The following is a 17,190-nucleotide window of genomic DNA, read 5'->3' as shown; positions in this document are numbered from 1 at the left end:
ATCATTTAGAAATGACATTATTTTTAAGCCACCATCTCTTATGCATGGAAAACATTAGAACGATATTCTTTGGGAGCTTGTGATGATTATTCCCTAGTTTATAGGCTAAAAACTTTAAGCCGTTTCGTACAAAAAACTCTGGTATTAAATAGAGCTTTCTTTGTTTTAGTATGAAATTGAATTCTGATTTTATATATTTCATACCTTCACCTTTTGGTTTGCCAAATTCATCAATAAGCCAAGACTCCATTTGGTGAAATACTCCCACATCAAAATATCTTTTAAAATCTTCTAACAGTGTATAACTGTGAGAATGATAGACCTTTGCGGAAGGTTCATATGCTACACAATCCCCTTTTTTAAGAAGCCTTGCAGTTGCATGTGCGTCTTCACCAAAGAGAAGATTTTCTTCAAACCAATTAATACCCTCCATTGCACTTCTTCTATAAGCAGCAAAAGAGTTAGACATGAAAGCAGTTTTTATTCCGAACTTAGCTATATCATCAATACAACGTATATAAGGGGTATCTGTGTAATTAAAATACCTTAAATGAGTACCGAAAAGTGAGGTCGAGTCGTAGGGAATTTGTTTACCATAGGCTGCAGAAATTTTATTGTTTTCAAATACGTTAACTAACGTAATAATGTCATCAGCACTTGTTGGTAGTGCATCCTGAGTAAGAAATACTACTATTTCTCGGTCTGTTAAATCCTTTGCAAGTGATCTTGTTCCACCATGATCAAAAACTGCAGAATCAATGATGGTTATATTTTTAAAGCCAGCTTCAGCCAGAGTTTCAACGGTACCATCACTGGAAGTAGAGTCGATAAAAAAAACTTTATCTTTGAGCCTATCATCAGAGAGTATTTTTAATAGAGGCGGTAGAAATTTCTGGGCATTATATGTTGGAATAACGATGGAAAAATTCATGATTATATTCTCTTAAACTGATTTCTATTTTGTAATGTGTCATAAATAAACTTTCCATAAAAAACCCATAACACCATCAATGCTTTATAAGTTGTAAATATATCTATAAAGGTTGCTGTTAGTGCAATAACAATCATATAATTACTTAAATAATTAAGTCTTGTCTTTTTTATAAAAGCAAAAACAAAAGATAGATATATAAATAAGCCTATCAACCCCGTTTCTATAAACAATCTTATATAGTTACCGTCAACTGCTTTACCTGCGAATGAAGGACCTAAACCAATTAGAGTCGAATCAAAACCATTTAATGTTGTTGGAACCAATACCACCCATCTTGCGAATCTAATGACAGTACTAAGATCACCATCATTTTTGAGTATTTCTTTTAGACCATCTCCGTAACCTAATTCCCAATATTCTTCTTGAGTTTCAACTACTGTTATCGCATTTAACGTTAAGACAATTGAATTGAAGGTTTCACTAGAAAAAGCATCAGAAACTCTTTCAAAAATTACTATATTTGATAAACCTTTACTATTTACATTAGCATTAATTGCAGAGACAAAAAGCAGTAAAATAACCACAAAAAATGAGGCAAAAGTTGCGACAAATACACTTTTAATGAAGTCTTTTCTTATAAATTTGAATAAAAAGACTACTAATACTGCAGCAAGCGTTACTCTAGATTCCGTTAAAAAGAGAATTAGAAATGAAAGCCCAAAATATAACCATAATTTTTTCTCATGAAAATATAGCAATAAAAAAGCTGCAATAGCAGCCAGCTCCCATGGTCCGCCTGTGTTAGCAATTGCTCTTGATGCAGAGAAACCTGATACCGGTGCAATAACACCAAGTTTTTGCAGCATTATTAATCCAAGCGCATAAATAACGTATACTTTTAATATTTTGGTAAAGTTACAACCCCATGACGCGAGAAAAAAACCTAAAACAATAAAAATTAAATATTCAAAGTGCCTTATCGAAAACAAAAAACCTCTTATAAAGTTAATATGTTCAACCAATGAATTATAAAGTGATGAAAACAGACTCAAAGCTATAAAGGCAAGCATCAGAATGACTGGTTTATCAAAGAATAAATTTTTATTATTCGCCGAAAGAAAAATAATTATTAATGAAAAGGCTAACACATCATCAAGCCTAAACTCTCCTACCAGATTAATCTTAAATGAGAATAAACAGTAGATAAATACAAGTGAAAAATAGTTTTTCATATTATCTTCTTTTTATTACTTTAGCAGGATTTCCAACGGCAACTGAATACTTTGGAATGTCTTTAGTTACTATCGCCCCAGCTCCAATGACTGAACCCTCGCCAATTGTTACGCCGTCTATAACAACCACATTGTTTCCAATCCAGCAATCATCTTGAACTTTTATACCCTTTCTGGTCACACCTTGTTGAAATATATCTTTCTCAGATGAAAATTCGTGGTTTTCAGCAATGAAGTTGACACCACTTCCAATTTGACAGTTTTTTCCAATTATTAAAGGCGCTGCTGCACCCAAAATAACTCTTGGCCCAATATATGTGTTGTCTCCAATATCAATCAGCTCGCCTGGATTTGCTAAGTTACTCGTTAGTTGGCACCATGCAAACTCTCTTATAGTGACATTGTTTCCAAGAATAATTCCACCTTTAGATAAGCAATCTATATAAGAATAATCCCCAATATAAACACCGCTACCAGTTTTGAGAAATAAGGTATTGTGAATTAATGTTCCTTTCCCCAAAAAGAGTGGAAAACCAGTTGTTGCTTGTGATAATAGTTTAAAAAAAAGACCTCTTATAAAGGTTTTACCTCCTTTTTGTAATAACCTTTTTATTGTTGGAAAAAAACCAAACTGATTACCTTTAAGTTTATTTTTCAACTTTTTGATAATTTCGATACTCATTCTTTTATCAACTTATAAATTTGTTCAGCAGAATCATCCCAAGAAGAATTAATATAACTATCTTTGATAGTTATATCTGGGATTTTGAGCGCTTTTATTACACCAGATTTGATTGATTCATCATCCCAAGGATCTACTTCTATTACATTGGGTAAAGACTCCTTTGAATATGAAAATTTTGTTGTGACAACACCGCAACCACAGAGAGCTGCTTCTAGATCTACTAAAGGATTTACTTCAAAATATGAAGCATTAAGTAGAATTTTACTCTGAGTTAGATATTCTAGAACTTTAGAATGTTCCATATTTCCCAAATACTCGAGTTTCTTAGACTTGCCAACAATTTTTTTGAACTCTATTCCGTATTTATCATCATTTGAGTTTAAGGGTCCAATAAAAATTACTTTTAGATTTGTTTTTGATAATGCAACGGCTGATTTAAGCTGGTTTTTTCTGGGTTCTACACGTCCAACAATGGCAACATCAAATGGTCTATCGTCTTTGTTAATTTCTATATTATTAGAAATTGAAACTGCGTTATACGCAATACAGTATTTTGATGACACAAAATCAAAGTCTACTTCTACTGACTTACGCTCTCCATTTGAAATGTAAATTACACCATCCACTCTATTTAATATTTCACTGATTTTTTTACGATATTTTACAAATATATGCTTAAACGCAATGGGCATCATCTTGAGGTATTTACCCCCCCTAATGAAATTTTTTATTTTTTCACGGGAATAAAAGTCAGGCCTTAGCAGTGTCAAAACTTTAAATAGCATACTTTTTTGCTTTTCAAATCTATTAATTGCGTCAATGGGGTGATGGATTGGGATTATAAACATTTTTTTTGTAGGTGCATTTTTAATTATAAAATCAAAGTAATTTACAGTTTCTACGGGCCGATCAATATTGACCAATATAAAGATATCAAACTCATTAATATTTTCACTATTTAGTTCATCAACTAGTGCACATGTAAACCCTTTAGACTGTAGATAAGGGATATAGCTTTTTACTTGGACAACATCACCACCACCTTTCTCTTCAAAGTCATAACGCATTAAAAAAGCAATTTTTGTCATAATGATTTCTCGTAATTAAAACTCTTAAGTCAATTTTCAAGATGGTTTGATGGGTGTTTATTTATATTTTATTAATTTTACAATCTGTCCGAATAATCAAAGCAAATAAAATCTTCACGGTAAATCTCTTTTATTATTTCCTGTGCAGTTTTAGATATATGGATTTTTGATTTATTTGATACGTTAATTTTATTAGCCATTCCAGTACCATCCACATGAATGGAATGTCTTGTAGAAAAGTTAGAAAACTCTTGTTCTAAATTTTCAAAACATACCCACTCCACCTTATTTTCAAAGGAACCTGAATTTTTAATATATGAAGTTTGGGGTCTAAGGTGCATTAAGAGACCGAAATTATCCAAATATTGTTCAGGCTTTGCAACTACATCTTTGCAAAAATTATCAAAATTCATTTTTCGATGAAACCCCCAGTAATGATAAATAGACAATGTTCTTGAGAAGGGATTTCTATGGATTGATAGAATTTTTGAATCTTCCAAAGTTTTTAAAGGCAACATTCGGTAGTCAATAATTTCTTGTAAGGAAGCATGTTGATATGTATATGGACCGCCAAACTGTCCATGTAATAATGCTTTCTCTAAAGCAACTGACTCTGATTTCTTTTTTTCAATTCCAGTAATTTTTTTAAAACTGTTTCTTAACTTTTTATGCCAGCTTAAAGGATCCGTCGGTTTTCTATAATGAACAATCTCTGATGGTATACCAAGACTTTTCTCAATAAACATACCCGCATTTTTAGGTATATGAATAAAAAGTATCTTGTTTTTTTCAAAATACGGCATAAATCACCTTAACTTTTATATGAATAAATCCAAAAACCCAATTTACTTTTTATAGTTATTGCAGCCCAAATATTCCATATACTAACTGACATAGCAGTTGCTACTGCGACACCAATAAAACTGTAAATATGAATTAGTACAATGCTTAGCACTATGTTAATCAATGCTGTTATGATCATTATTTTCGTCATTTCATTTTCATGGTCCGTCATCGTTAAAATATAACCGACCGAACCACTAGCAACATTTATAAATTGACCTACTGCAAGAATCATTAAAACATTAACACCTACAATAAATTCATCTCCAAATAAAGAAAGCAAAACCTCAGGAAAGATTAATATCAATAATGTTGGCGGAAAAATTAGCAGTAATAATATTTTTGACGAGTTTTGTGCAAGCCTTCTTAATTCATAAAAATTCCTTTCATTATAAAATTTTGCGTATTTAGGTGCTGTAATAGAATTCATTGCAAATAATAACAAAGATGAAATTAATGCTATTTTTGTTGCTACAGTGTAAATACCTATTTCTTCTGAAGTAGCTAAAATTCCGAGAACCAAGGTATCTGTCCAAGCCATAACTAGGGCCCCAGAGCTGATTAATAGCATTGGATAACCTTCTTTAAAAATTGAAAAAACAGTTATTTCTTTACTAGAACCTTTTAAAGATTGTCTGCTCCACATTATGATTGTGACTAAAAAAGCTATTATTGTTCCCAAAAAAAGAGCTTGTATTAAGTTGATTAGGTTTACCTTTTCTATTAAAAACAGAATCATTGATATTGTGATAGTAAGTAAGATAGCAAGTGCGTTTTGAAGATAGCTAGCTAATACTGTTTTCCCAATACCTTTCAAGGCTTCACCAAGTGCATAGTTTAATGAAAATATACCTAACAACAGCCCAAACCATAATAAAGGATATGAGAATTCAGGCTTATTGAAAATGAAAATGGATAATTCTTCATGAAAGATTGTTGTGATAATAGTAAAAATTAAACTTAATATTATAATAAGCTTGATAGATTTTCTAACATAACTATTGGCAATTACAGGATCCAACTCATAGTGTGCGCCTACCTGTTTCAATAAAACTTGATCTGTACCCCAGCGAGCAATGACTGCCATAATAGTCATTATGGTTAGACCTAATGAAAACAGTCCAAAATCTTCAGGGCCAAGCCATCTAGCAAATAGAAGGGTCATTACAAACACCAATATCGCCCCAATTATTCTGGCAAGAAGCGTCCAAAATCCTTTTTTTAGTAAGCTTTTGATTTCCACTTAGTTATCTACTCCCAATCTTAAGCTCCTATTCTTTCTCTTTGATAAGTTCCATCCTGTACATACTGACACCATTTTTTATTATCTAAATACCACTGAACCGTTTTTCTGATGCCAGATTCAAAGGTTTCTTGTGGTGACCAGCCTAACTCTCTTTGAATCTTACTGGCATCAATCGCATAACGCATATCGTGACCAGGACGATCTGTAACATAAGTGATCTGTTCGTCGTATTTCGACTCTTTCGGTCGAAGCTGATCCAAAATTAAGCAGATAGTTTTAACAACATCAATATTCTGTTTCTCGTTATGGCCACCAATATTGTAGGTTTCCCCTATTTTACCTTCAGTCGCCACTTTGATTAAAGCTCTTGCGTGATCTTCCACAAACAACCAATCACGGATTTGATTGCCTTTACCGTAAATAGGTAAATCTTTACCCTCTAATGCATTCAAAATCACGAGTGGAATAAGCTTTTCTGGAAAGTGATAAGGACCATAGTTGTTTGAACAATTGGTCACCAGCGTTGGAAGGCCATAGGTTCTCAACCAGGCACGTACTAAGTGATCGCTCCCGCCCTTGGAGGCAGAATACGGCGAGCTTGGCTCATAGGGCGTTTCTTCAGTAAACATCGGCAGGGGGTTTTGCTCTTCAGCACTGACTTCATCTGGATGAGGCAGGTCTCCATAAACTTCATCCGTGGAGATATGGTGAAAACGGAAACCGGCTTTTTTATCACCATCCAGCTGAGACCAGTAATACCTTGCTTGATCAAGTAATGTGTAGGTTCCCACAATATTGGTTTGAATGAACTCTCCTGGGCCATCAATCGAACGGTCAACATGTGATTCTGCTGCCAGGTGCATCATAATATCGGGTTGATACTGATTAAATACTCTTTTGACTTCCTGTGCATCACAGATATCAACTTGCTCAAAGGTATAACGATCAGAGTGATCTACCTCTTTTAGAGACTCCAGATTACCTGCATAGGTCAGCTTATCCAGATTAATGACTTTATGTTTTGTATGATTGATCAACTCTCTCACCACCGCAGATCCAATAAACCCGGCTCCACCGGTGACAATAATTGTTTTTGAGTTCATTAGTTTTGGTCCTTCAAAATACTGAGGCACTTTTGAAGAGAGTCTTTCCAGTATGGAATACTCAAATCAAACGTGTATTTAATCTTATGTTTGTTCATCACACTATAGTGGGGGCGACTTGCCGGTGTTGGGTAGTCTTTAGTCTGAATCGGATTGACTCGACAGTCGATATTACTGAGTTCAAAAATAGTTTTGGCAAAGTCGTACCAGCTACACACCCCTTCATTGGAAAAATGAAAGACCTTATCTTCTGCTTGTGAGGATTCTAATATCGCGGCATGGTCATCATTTGAGATAATTACTAAAATTGCTCTAGCTAAGTCTTGAGCATAGGTTGGTGTACCTACTTGATCGAAAATCACCCCGAGTTTTTCTCGTTCTTTGCCAAGACGCAACATCGTTTTTACAAAATTATTACCGTGCTCTGAATAGACCCAACTGGTACGAATCATACAGCCGTTAGGGTTTATGTTACTGAAAGCTTGTTCGCCTTTAAGCTTGGTAGCACCGTAAACTCCTCGAGGGGCTGTAGTATCTTGTTCTTGATAAGGCCTGTAATTTTGGCCATCAAAGACGTAATCAGTGCTAATGTGAATCAGCGTGATATTTTGTTCTTTTGCAACCTCTGCTAAAGTTTTAACTGCTAAGTGATTGATTTGTTCGGCCAGTTCTTGATCAGATTCGGCCTCGTCCACCGCCGTATAAGCAGCACAGTTAATGACCACATTGAACGAGTTCTGAGAAAGAAAGTTTTTGATCTGGTTTGTATCAGACAAATCCAAGCCATGCACATCCGTAAATACAAAATCAAAATCTGAGTAATAACCATGCAAATCATGAATACTTTGACCTAACTGCCCTTTAGCACCGGTGACTAACACCTTGTTACTCATAGTAGTTCACACCGTATTCAAAACAGATTGGCAGTTCCGCCAGCTTAGGTTGCTTTTGATCTTTTTCCGATAACTGTAATAAATCGCAAGGGAGTTGCCAGTCGATATTGAGATCAGGGTCGTCAAATACCAAACCTCGATCATGATCAGGTGCATAGTAGTTATCGACTTTATAGGCGAAAATAGCAGTATCACTCAATACGACAAAGGCGTGTGCAAAACCACGGGGAATAAACAGTTGATGTTTGTTTTCAGCACTAAGCTCTGCGGTCACGTATTCGCCATAAGTTGGGCTGCCGACACGAATATCCACCGCTACATCCAGTACCTTGCCTTCAATCACTCGGACTAGTTTACTTTGGGCATAAGGAGGCAGTTGAAAGTGCAGACCTCGTAGAACACCTTTGGAAGAATTAGATTCATTGTCTTGGCAAAAGTTAACTTGATAACCAACTGCTTCTTCAAATTTATCTTGGCGGAAGGTTTCGACAAAATACCCTCGAACATCACCAAATACTCTTGGCTTGATTAGGATGACTTCAGGTAAATGTTGTTTGATAAACTCCATTTACAACACGCCTCCCTCGGCCCGGCGTAGTAAATACTGCCCATATTGGTTTTTCTTCAAAGGCTGTGCAAGTTCAATGAGCTGATTTTTGTCTATATACCCCATCTCAAAAGCAATCTCTTCAATACAAGCGACTTTTAAACCTTGGCGTTTTTCAATGGTTTCAATATATGAAGAAGCTTCAAGCAGGCTTTCATGAGTACCAGTATCTAACCACGCAAAACCTCGGCCCATTGTTTCCAGCTTTAATCGACCTTCTTCTAGGTACATTTGATTCACAGAAGTAATCTCGAGCTCTCCTCGATGTGAGGGCCTAACATCTTTTGCTTTTTCAATAACATCGTTCGGATAAAAGTAGAGCCCTGTCACTGCATAGCTTGATTTTGGCTTCTTCGGCTTTTCTTCAATCGATATAACCCTCCCGCTACTATCAAACTCAGCAACTCCATAACGTTCTGGATCGCTAACATGATAACCAAAGACTGTTGCTTTAGAATCTTTTGCAGAATTTTTAACCGCATTAGCCAATATCTTAGCTAGGTCATGACCATAATAGATATTATCTCCAAGAATTAAGCATACATCATCATCCCCAATAAATTCTTCGCCTAGAATAAAAGCCTGAGCAAGCCCATCAGGAGATGGCTGAATCACGTATTCAAATTGCATCCCAATATCTGAACCATCGCCTAATAACCGCTGAAAAGAGCTCTGTTCTTCAGGAGTGGTTATAATAAGAACTTCCGAAATCCCTGCTAACATCAAAACAGAGAGCGGATAATAGATCATTGGTTTATCGTAAATAGGAACAAGCTGTTTAGAGACGCCTTTTGTAATTGGGTACAACCTTGTACCAGATCCACCAGCTAAAATAACACCTTTCATCTTTACATACCTTTAATAAATATCTTTACTAAGTAAACTCAACGGTGTCTTAAGCAAAATTTTAATATCCAATCCTAAGGACCACTTATTAATATATGCTAAATCATACTCAACGCGCTTAGCCATTTTATCCACCGTTTCGGTTTCACCACGATAGCCACTTACCTGCGCCAAGCCGGTAATACCTGGTTTTATACGGTGCCGGGCCAGATAAGCATTCACTTTATCGGAATAATAATTGTTATGGGCCACGGCATGGGGCCTTGGACCAACCAGCGACATGGTGCCTTGCAATACATTGATAAATTGTGGCAGCTCATCGATGGAGGTACGGCGGATAAAGGCACCAATTTTAGTGACCCGAGAATCCCCTTTGGTCGCCTGTTTAACTTCGGCGTCATCATGGAGGCGCATGCTACGGAACTTCCATACCTTGATGATTCTGCCATCTAGGCCATGCCGGTCTTGCTTGAAAAACACCGGGCCTTCCGATTCACGCTTGATCAAGATGGCAATCACCAGCATCAACGGGCTAAAGGCCACCAACGCACAGGCGGACAGTACTTTATCCATCAAACACTTAAGCAAAATATGAATACGCCGAGAGGTCATCGGGCTTTCATTGAGGGTGATCAGGGGCATCCCCGCCACTTCACGCACCGAGTGATTTAGTAGTTTCAGACCGAAGATATCCGGTACCCAGATAACATCGACATTCATATCGAGTAGATCGATATGCAAGGCTTCAATGATATCGGAATCAGCCACCGGCAGAGCCAGATAGAGGCGTCGAATACTATAATCTTTGATTAGTTGTCGTAGGTTTTCGGCACTACCGAATAGTGGCAGCGGTAACGCCAGCGCGTCATCATAATCGATGGGCAGGTCATCGGCTTTAACAAAGCCCACCACCCTATCTGGCAGCCAGCTATTATTATTGAGGTTATCCACCAGTTGTGTGGCGAGATCACCGGTACCAATTACTAATGAGGGGATTTCGTGGGAAAAGCGTACTTTATAATGCTTATACAGCGCTCGTAGCACACTCATACTGAGCAACTGCAGCACATAACCGGCTATCGCCCATTGAATTAATACTTCCCGAGAAAATGACTCGCCACTCTTGGTAACGAAACCAATCAACGCCAATAACAGCAGTACATTGAACCAAGCTTTGAATAAGCGCCAAGCACTACCATACAACCCCATCGAGCGACGATAGACTCGGCCGCGACGGTAGATAATCCAGACACCCAGCAACGCTAACACCGCCAGCAAGCGGTAATTAGTTGGAATTTCGCCCAATTTTAGATAGGTAAAGAAAAATAGACTGCCACAGACAATGAATAGATCGGCACAGTGCTGAATTAAAAACGTCAGTGACTCATTTTGACTCAGTAGTTGTCGTTGATCATTTGCCGCACTATGTGGCTTAAAACTGCTATTCATGCTTAAAACAACCTCTCCATCTGAGTCCTCATCGTCCATTCTATCGCGGATATGCTATCTGCGATGGCACTTGCTAACATCTGCAGTGCTTATGCTCTTCTTATGTTTTTACATCGGTACTTATTTTACTGAGCTTAGTTACTGGGCTTAGTTACTGAGCTTATCTTTTCGGGCTTACATTAGTTGCCTGCGTTGCTGTATTGAGCAATTGGCAGACCGTCGGTACAGAATAAGCCGCTGTATACTACCTCGCCTCTATGACCAATTGATGACTAACTTACTCAACTCAATTGATGACTAACTTACCCTACTTATGTAACTTACGACACTTAAGTTGATGAGCATACCGCATCGCAACAAAAACAGCGAAATATAGTACTATTTTTTGGCGTGCAACAGCAAATATTGTTTACATCTATCTAGCACGGTTGCTAGAATCAACTAATACTCTAACTTAATAATACTGATGGTCTCTGGACCAACTCAAGGAGAACGCTATATGCGCAAGCTACTTATTGGTGTTGTAGCAGGGATGTTGTTACCTCTCGCCCCTGCCTTCGCCGCCGACGAAGCAACCACTCAACAAGTTCAAGCAGCTATTCAAGAAGCCGGTGCAGAATCTGCGGAAGAGATTGCCGCTGCGATTGAAGGTATGCTGAATGGTGCAGATGCAGAACAGCAGCAGGCTATTCTAGCTGCGGCAATGAGCATCTATGCTGGTAACGAGGCGGCTCTGGCTGCTGTTGGCACCGCCGCTAACAATGCCAATGTGCCTGCGAGCGTTGTTGCTAGTGCCGCACAAACAGCGGGCGTTAGTCTTGCATCGGTTGCCCCTGCTAGCCAAGGCTCAACGCCTGGCACTACAGGTTCACCTCCAGCGCCAACAACCGTTAGCAGCGGTTCTGGCGGCGGTACTAGCCCCAATTCTTAATTTTATATTATTGAAAAAGCGCTTAACGGCGCTTTTTTTATATCTGCTATTTATTCACTCGCCAATATTTTGGTTTTGATGCCTTTTTCAGCCATTTTGGTTTCAAAACAACCATTTAATCGGTAATATTCAGTTCAATTTAATTAAAGCCTTGATCTCTTAATTTCACCCCTAAGGTCAGTTCGCTAAGGATATAACCGTTGAGCAATTTATCGGTATCGCATCAAGCAGATACGCCCCTTTTTTATGCCTTTTTGGCACTTCTTGTGTGGATTCCTTTGCCGCTGGGCAGTAATAAGGCTTGGGCGATCAGCCTGCTCTGCATTTTGGTATTTGCTTTATCGGCTTGGTGGTTATCGCTGTATACCCGCGAAAAACTCTCTCTGAGTAAGACTTTCCTGAACAGCTTACCAGTCATCTGCTTATTACTGACGGCTCCCCTCTGGGCGCTCTGGCAACTACTACTCGATATCACCATTGACTGCGCCAACACCTTACAGGATGCCTTGCTAGGCTTTGCACTTGTTGGGATGTTCACATTAACCACACTGTTGGTGAGGAGTCAGCGCCGCATCAAATTGCTTGGCTTTACCTTAGTGGGCAGCGGTTTATTCCAAGCCGTTTATGGCAGCATGATGACCCTCACCGGAATTGAATATCTATTCTTTGTACCGAAGGAGCATTATCTCAACCTAGCTACCGGCACCTTTGTTAATCGTAATCACTTAGCGGGCTACCTTGAACTCACCTTAGCGGTGGGTATTGGCCTGATGATCGCCACTCTTGATGGCAGCCGCTCTGCTAATTTACGCGATTTCATCCGCCGTACACTGACGACCTTACTCGGCAACAAGGCCCGTTTACGGATTATTTTGGTGATGATGGTGGCGGGACTAGTCATGACTCACTCCCGTATGGGTAACACCGCTTTTTTTGCCAGCCTCGCCATTGCCGGTGTATTAGCCTTAATACTGAGTAAGCGATCGACCAAGGCCACTATTATTTTGATTAGCAGCCTCATTATTATCGATCTATTTGTGGTGGGCACCTTCTTTGGTGTCGAAAAAGTGGTGCAGCGATTAGAAAATACCGCTGAAACATCTGAAACCCGCGATGAAGCTAACACTTACACCCTTGAGGCTATTCAAGATAATCTATTAACCGGCAGTGGTGCTGGCAGTTTTTATACCCTTTTCCCCGCTTATCGAGAGCAGGATGTCGGCAGAGGCTTTTATGATCATACCCATAATGATTATTTCGAATTTGCCAGTGATTATGGTGTGGTAGTAACAGGATGTTTATTATTAGCCGTGCTATGGGTGTTTATCTCCGCCATACGCGCACAAATAAAACGTAAAAAACCATTGATGCGCGGCATCGCCTTTAGCTCAACCATGGCGATTATCGCCTTAGCTATTCATTCCACGGTGGATTTTAATCTACAAATCCCCGCCAATGCCGCCACCTTCATGGTGATTCTGGCCCTAGGTCAGGTGGCCCTGCATATGAAAAGCAACAAAAAAAGGCGAAGTTAGGGTATTAGCGGTGTAGAAGGCGTGCAGGTATGCCGATGATGTTGTTTTGTGGTTTAGTCGCGATGAGGTAGCCAAAGGGCATGCTAGCGTGCCTCGCTACAACGATAATTCCGTTTGTAGGAGGCGTGCCCTCACGCCGATGATGTTCGCCTTTTGCCGATATTGGGTTATCGGCACGAGACGTGCCTCGCTACAATGTATTGCGCGACGATGGTTTGCCTTTTGCCGATATTCGGTTATCGACACGGGTACCCAAAGGGCATGCTAGCGTGCCTCGCTACAAAAATCATGCATTTGTGGGTGCCTTACCGGCGTGCCTCGCTACAAAAATCATGCGTTTGTAGGAGGCGTGCCCTCACGCCGATGATGTTTTGTTGGTGGTTTGGTTAATCGCGACGGCATGGTTCATGCTTTCCCGCACCTCACGGGATAATGATATTGGCTGCTGGGCAGATGGCTTTTAGCTTAACTTTTAATGTTTGTTTCGCTTCTGGATCGCCATGGACGATGCGTATCTCTTTCGGTTTGTGACGCATCCTTTTTACAAAATTGACTAAATCTTTTTGATCGGCATGGGCGGAATAGCCACTCAGGGTATGTACTCCCGCTTTGATATCGATTTTTTCATCATCAAGGTAAACATAACCACCGATCGGGCCATAGCGTTGAATATCGCTGCCGGGCGTTCCTTTAGCCTGATAACCAACAAACAACACATCTGTACGGGGATCACTCAATAGCGCTTTAAGGTAGTTAACAATGCGACCACCCGCGCACATACCGCTGGCCGCAATGACAATCGCTGGCTGACCGCTACTTTTCAGATAATTCACCAATTTTTGATGTTGGCGATGTGAATCGATGGTTGTTAGCTGATCGAATGCCAATGGATGTCGCCCCCTGCCCTTGCGACTTTTCGCTTCAGCATCCCAAAGATCACTAAGCTGCCGGTAATGAGCGGTAAATTTAGCCGCCAGTGGTGAATCCACGATGACATTGATAGTCGACCAATCCGTGCCTTTCTGTCGATGGATAATATCTTCAAGTTCATATAACAATTCTTGTGTTCTACCGATACTGAACGCGGGTATCAGCACGGTGCCGGCATCTTCAAGACAATGACGAATAATTGCTTCGAGTTGTCGACGGCGGTTGCGACGATTTTCATGCACTTTATCGCCGTAAGTGCTTTCAATCACCAACCGATCTGCTCGCCAAGGCGCTTTGGGGGCGGGTAATAATGGCGCATAAGGCGCGCCTAGATCACCAGAAAACAGGATAATCTCATTATTATATGAAAACTCGATATAAGCCGAGCCCAATATATGCCCCGCCGGTTTATAACGACACCGAAACCCTTTTACCGCGTCAATGTCGTACCATTGTTGATAATCGAGCGGCTGTAAACGTGCCTCTATGAATTGCAAAAATTGCGCAATCAACTTCTTGTTACGGGTCTCGCCGATTTTTAACGCATCTTCTAATACTAGAGGCAGTAGTTTAGTGGTGGCTTTTGATGCATAGATAGGCCCATCAAATCCGGCGGCAATCAGCGAAGGAATACGGCCAACGTGATCGATATGGCAATGCGTTACAAATAGCGCTTTAACTTTATTGATGGGAAAGTCGAGTTGTAGGTTAGACGATTCAGTGCCACCGTTTTCAGCCCCCTGAAACATGCCACAATCGATCAATACGCTCGCGTTGTTATCAAAAACCAATTCGTGACAAGAACCCGTCACCCCCGTTACCGCACCGTGATGTTTTATTTCCATCATTGAAACCTCCATGTTTAAACAATCGTGACCGATCACATTGCACAACCGTCACCCAATTATTATAGCGGGTGATTTTTATTATGATGGTATGGTGTTTTTGTAGGAGGCGTGCCCTCACGCCGATAAGGTTCGTCTTTTGTCGATATGGGGTTATCGGCACGAGGTACCCAAAGGGCATGCTAGCGTGCCTCGCTACAAAAATCATGCATTTGTGGGAGGCGTGCCCTCACGCCGATGATGTTTGCCTTTTTGCCGATATGGGGTTATCGGCACGGGTACCCAAAGGGCATGCTAGCGTGCCTCGCTACAATGATAACCTGTTTGTAGGAGGCGTGCCCTCACGCCGATGATGTTTGCCTTTTGCCGATATTCGGTTATCGGCACGGGGCGTGCCTCGCTACAAGGTGTTGCGTGGCGATTGTTCGCCTTTGCCGATATTCGGTTATCGGCACGGGGGCGTGCCTCGCTACAAAAATCATGCATTTGTGGGTGCCTTGCCGGCGTGCCTCGCTACAATATATTGCGCGGCGATGGTTTGATTGTAATTCAACGCCCCTGGAAGGGACTTCTACGGGGCTTTGGTGTTTAGGCGTTGTAATAGGCTTTGTACCAATCAACAAACCGCTGCATACCATCTTCGATGGTGGTGCTGGGTTTAAAACCGGTTGCTTGTTGTAGGCTATCGATATCGGCATAGGTTGCTGGAACATCACCGGGCTGCATCGGTAAGTATTCCTTGATCGCGCTTTTACCTGCTGCTGCCTCAATCGCCTCAATGAAACGGCTGAGTTCAATCGGTTCGTTGTTACCGATATTGTAAATACGATAAGGTGCGCTACTGCTATCGGGGCTGGTTCTTGGATTGTTTTCATCCACCAGCGGGATAACATCTTGAATACGGATAACACCTTCGACGATGTCATCGATATAGGTGAAATCACGTAACATTTTACCGTGATTAAATACCTTTATTGGCCGATCTTCCAAGATAGCGCTGGTAAACAGGAACGGTGCCATATCAGGACGTCCCCATGGACCATACACGGTAAAGAAGCGTAAGCCGGTGGTTGGAATGCCGTACAGATGGGAATAGCTATGGGCCATCAATTCATTGGATTTTTTGGTGGCCGCATAGAGTGAAACGGGATGATTCACTTCATCTGCAGTGGAAAATGGCATTTTGGTATTCATACCATACACCGATGAAGACGATGCATAGACGAGGTGCTTAACATCATTTTGCCGACAACCTTCCAAAATGGTCATCATGCCGGTGAGGTTAGAGTCGACATAGGCAAACGGATTTTCCAATGAGTAACGCACGCCCGCTTGTGCCGCAAGATGTATCACGCGATCGAAGCCGCTGTTGGCAAATAACTGTTCCACACCTTCACGGTCGGCTAAATCGAGATTAACAAAGCTAAACTCGGGATAAGCATCAAGTCGCTTCAGACGAGCATCTTTCAGGGTAGGATCATAATAATCATTCAGGTTATCCAGGCCAATGACTTTATGACCCGCCTGACACAGACGTTCTGAGACAAAGTTGCCGATAAAACCGGCAGCACCGGTGACCAGATAAGTTAATTTCATCATATGAATCCTATTAATTTATATCTTGTAACGACCGACGCTAGCATGCCGCTTACAAAAACATCATACCGTTGCGATTGAATATCTGGTGCGGTTCGCAAGGCTCACCGACACCCTACGGTGTTTTAAACCGTTTATATCTCGTCGCGATTAACCAAACCACCAACAAAAGCTTATCGGCGTGAGGGCACGCCTCCTACAAAACATCACCCCGCCACGATAAACCCACAAACAAACATCATATCGTATCATTGTAGCGAGCGACGCCCCCGTCGCGACTAAACCACAAAACAAAACCATCGGCGTGAGGGCACGCCTCCTACACAAAAACCACCCCCATCGCGATTGAACCACAAACAAACATCATATCGTATCATTGTAGCGAGCGACGCCCCCGTCGCGACTAAACCACAAAACAAAACCATCG

General features: G+C 40.5%; 15 protein-coding genes. 2 read left to right on the top strand and 13 right to left on the bottom strand.

The window, feature by feature from the left end:
* Position 1 precedes the first annotated feature (1 nt).
* From Q4488_RS17335 to Q4488_RS17285, 11 genes are all read right to left on the bottom strand, one after another.
* The gene (locus Q4488_RS17335) at positions 2-931 is read right to left on the bottom strand and encodes a glycosyltransferase family 2 protein (protein ID WP_303581744.1); all 930 of its coding nucleotides are present in this window, start codon (positions 929-931) and stop codon (positions 2-4) included.
* Positions 932-933: 2 nt separating this feature from the next.
* Positions 934-2,166, bottom strand: coding sequence for a hypothetical protein (locus Q4488_RS17330; RefSeq protein WP_303581743.1), 1,233 nt, complete (start codon positions 2,164-2,166; stop codon positions 934-936).
* Between the two features lies 1 nt (position 2,167).
* Positions 2,168-2,848, bottom strand: a complete 681-nt coding sequence (locus tag Q4488_RS17325) for a DapH/DapD/GlmU-related protein (protein WP_303581742.1) — start codon at positions 2,846-2,848, stop codon at positions 2,168-2,170.
* Positions 2,845-3,939 (bottom strand): glycosyltransferase, encoded by a 1,095-nt coding sequence (locus tag Q4488_RS17320; RefSeq protein WP_303581741.1) that lies wholly within the window; start codon positions 3,937-3,939, stop codon positions 2,845-2,847. Before Q4488_RS17320 ends, Q4488_RS17325 begins: the two co-directional genes overlap by 4 nt.
* Before the next feature lie 77 nt (positions 3,940-4,016).
* Positions 4,017-4,742 (bottom strand): sulfotransferase family 2 domain-containing protein, encoded by a 726-nt coding sequence (locus Q4488_RS17315; RefSeq protein WP_303581740.1) that lies wholly within the window; start codon positions 4,740-4,742, stop codon positions 4,017-4,019.
* Positions 4,743-4,750: 8 nt separating this feature from the next.
* Positions 4,751-6,025: a flippase gene (locus Q4488_RS17310; RefSeq protein ID WP_303581739.1), complete on the bottom strand. Its 1,275-nt coding sequence runs from the start codon at positions 6,023-6,025 to the stop codon at positions 4,751-4,753.
* Positions 6,026-6,045: 20 nt separating this feature from the next.
* Entirely contained in the window at positions 6,046-7,131 is a 1,086-nt protein-coding gene (gene rfbB / locus Q4488_RS17305) for a dTDP-glucose 4,6-dehydratase (protein WP_303581738.1), read from the bottom strand.
* Positions 7,131-8,024: a dTDP-4-dehydrorhamnose reductase gene (gene rfbD / locus Q4488_RS17300; RefSeq protein WP_303581737.1), complete on the bottom strand. Its 894-nt coding sequence runs from the start codon at positions 8,022-8,024 to the stop codon at positions 7,131-7,133. Before rfbD ends, rfbB begins: the two co-directional genes overlap by 1 nt.
* Entirely contained in the window at positions 8,017-8,592 is a 576-nt protein-coding gene (gene rfbC / locus Q4488_RS17295; RefSeq protein ID WP_303581736.1) for a dTDP-4-dehydrorhamnose 3,5-epimerase, read from the bottom strand. Before rfbC ends, rfbD begins: the two co-directional genes overlap by 8 nt.
* Positions 8,593-9,477, bottom strand: coding sequence for a glucose-1-phosphate thymidylyltransferase RfbA (gene rfbA / locus Q4488_RS17290; protein WP_303581735.1), 885 nt, complete (start codon positions 9,475-9,477; stop codon positions 8,593-8,595). It abuts the gene before it with no gap.
* A 12-nt stretch (positions 9,478-9,489) separates the two neighbouring features.
* A complete protein-coding gene (locus Q4488_RS17285; RefSeq protein ID WP_303581734.1) occupies positions 9,490-10,926 on the bottom strand; it encodes an undecaprenyl-phosphate glucose phosphotransferase in 1,437 nt (478 codons plus the stop codon).
* 499 nt (positions 10,927-11,425) lie between these two features.
* On the opposite strand from Q4488_RS17285, the gene Q4488_RS17280 reads away from it, so the two are divergent.
* Positions 11,426-11,857: a hypothetical protein gene (locus Q4488_RS17280; RefSeq protein WP_303581733.1), complete on the top strand. Its 432-nt coding sequence runs from the start codon at positions 11,426-11,428 to the stop codon at positions 11,855-11,857.
* Positions 11,858-12,057: 200 nt separating this feature from the next.
* The gene (locus Q4488_RS17275; RefSeq protein ID WP_303581732.1) at positions 12,058-13,392 is read left to right on the top strand and encodes an O-antigen ligase; all 1,335 of its coding nucleotides are present in this window, start codon (positions 12,058-12,060) and stop codon (positions 13,390-13,392) included.
* 422 nt (positions 13,393-13,814) lie between these two features.
* On the opposite strand, the gene Q4488_RS17270 is transcribed toward Q4488_RS17275, so the two are convergent.
* Both Q4488_RS17270 and Q4488_RS17265 read right to left on the bottom strand, forming a co-directional pair.
* A complete protein-coding gene (locus tag Q4488_RS17270) occupies positions 13,815-15,170 on the bottom strand; it encodes an MBL fold metallo-hydrolase RNA specificity domain-containing protein (protein WP_303581731.1) in 1,356 nt (451 codons plus the stop codon).
* A gap of 585 nt (positions 15,171-15,755) precedes the next feature.
* Positions 15,756-16,763: an NAD-dependent epimerase gene (locus Q4488_RS17265; RefSeq protein WP_303581751.1), complete on the bottom strand. Its 1,008-nt coding sequence runs from the start codon at positions 16,761-16,763 to the stop codon at positions 15,756-15,758.
* Between the last annotated feature and the right edge of the window lie 427 nt (positions 16,764-17,190).

It is taken from the genome of Amphritea sp. 1_MG-2023 (assembly GCF_030547545.1).
Taxonomy (GTDB): Bacteria; Pseudomonadota; Gammaproteobacteria; order Pseudomonadales; family Balneatricaceae; genus Amphritea.
Note: the sequence above shows the minus strand (reverse complement) of the source record. Positions and strands in the feature narration are given on the sequence as shown.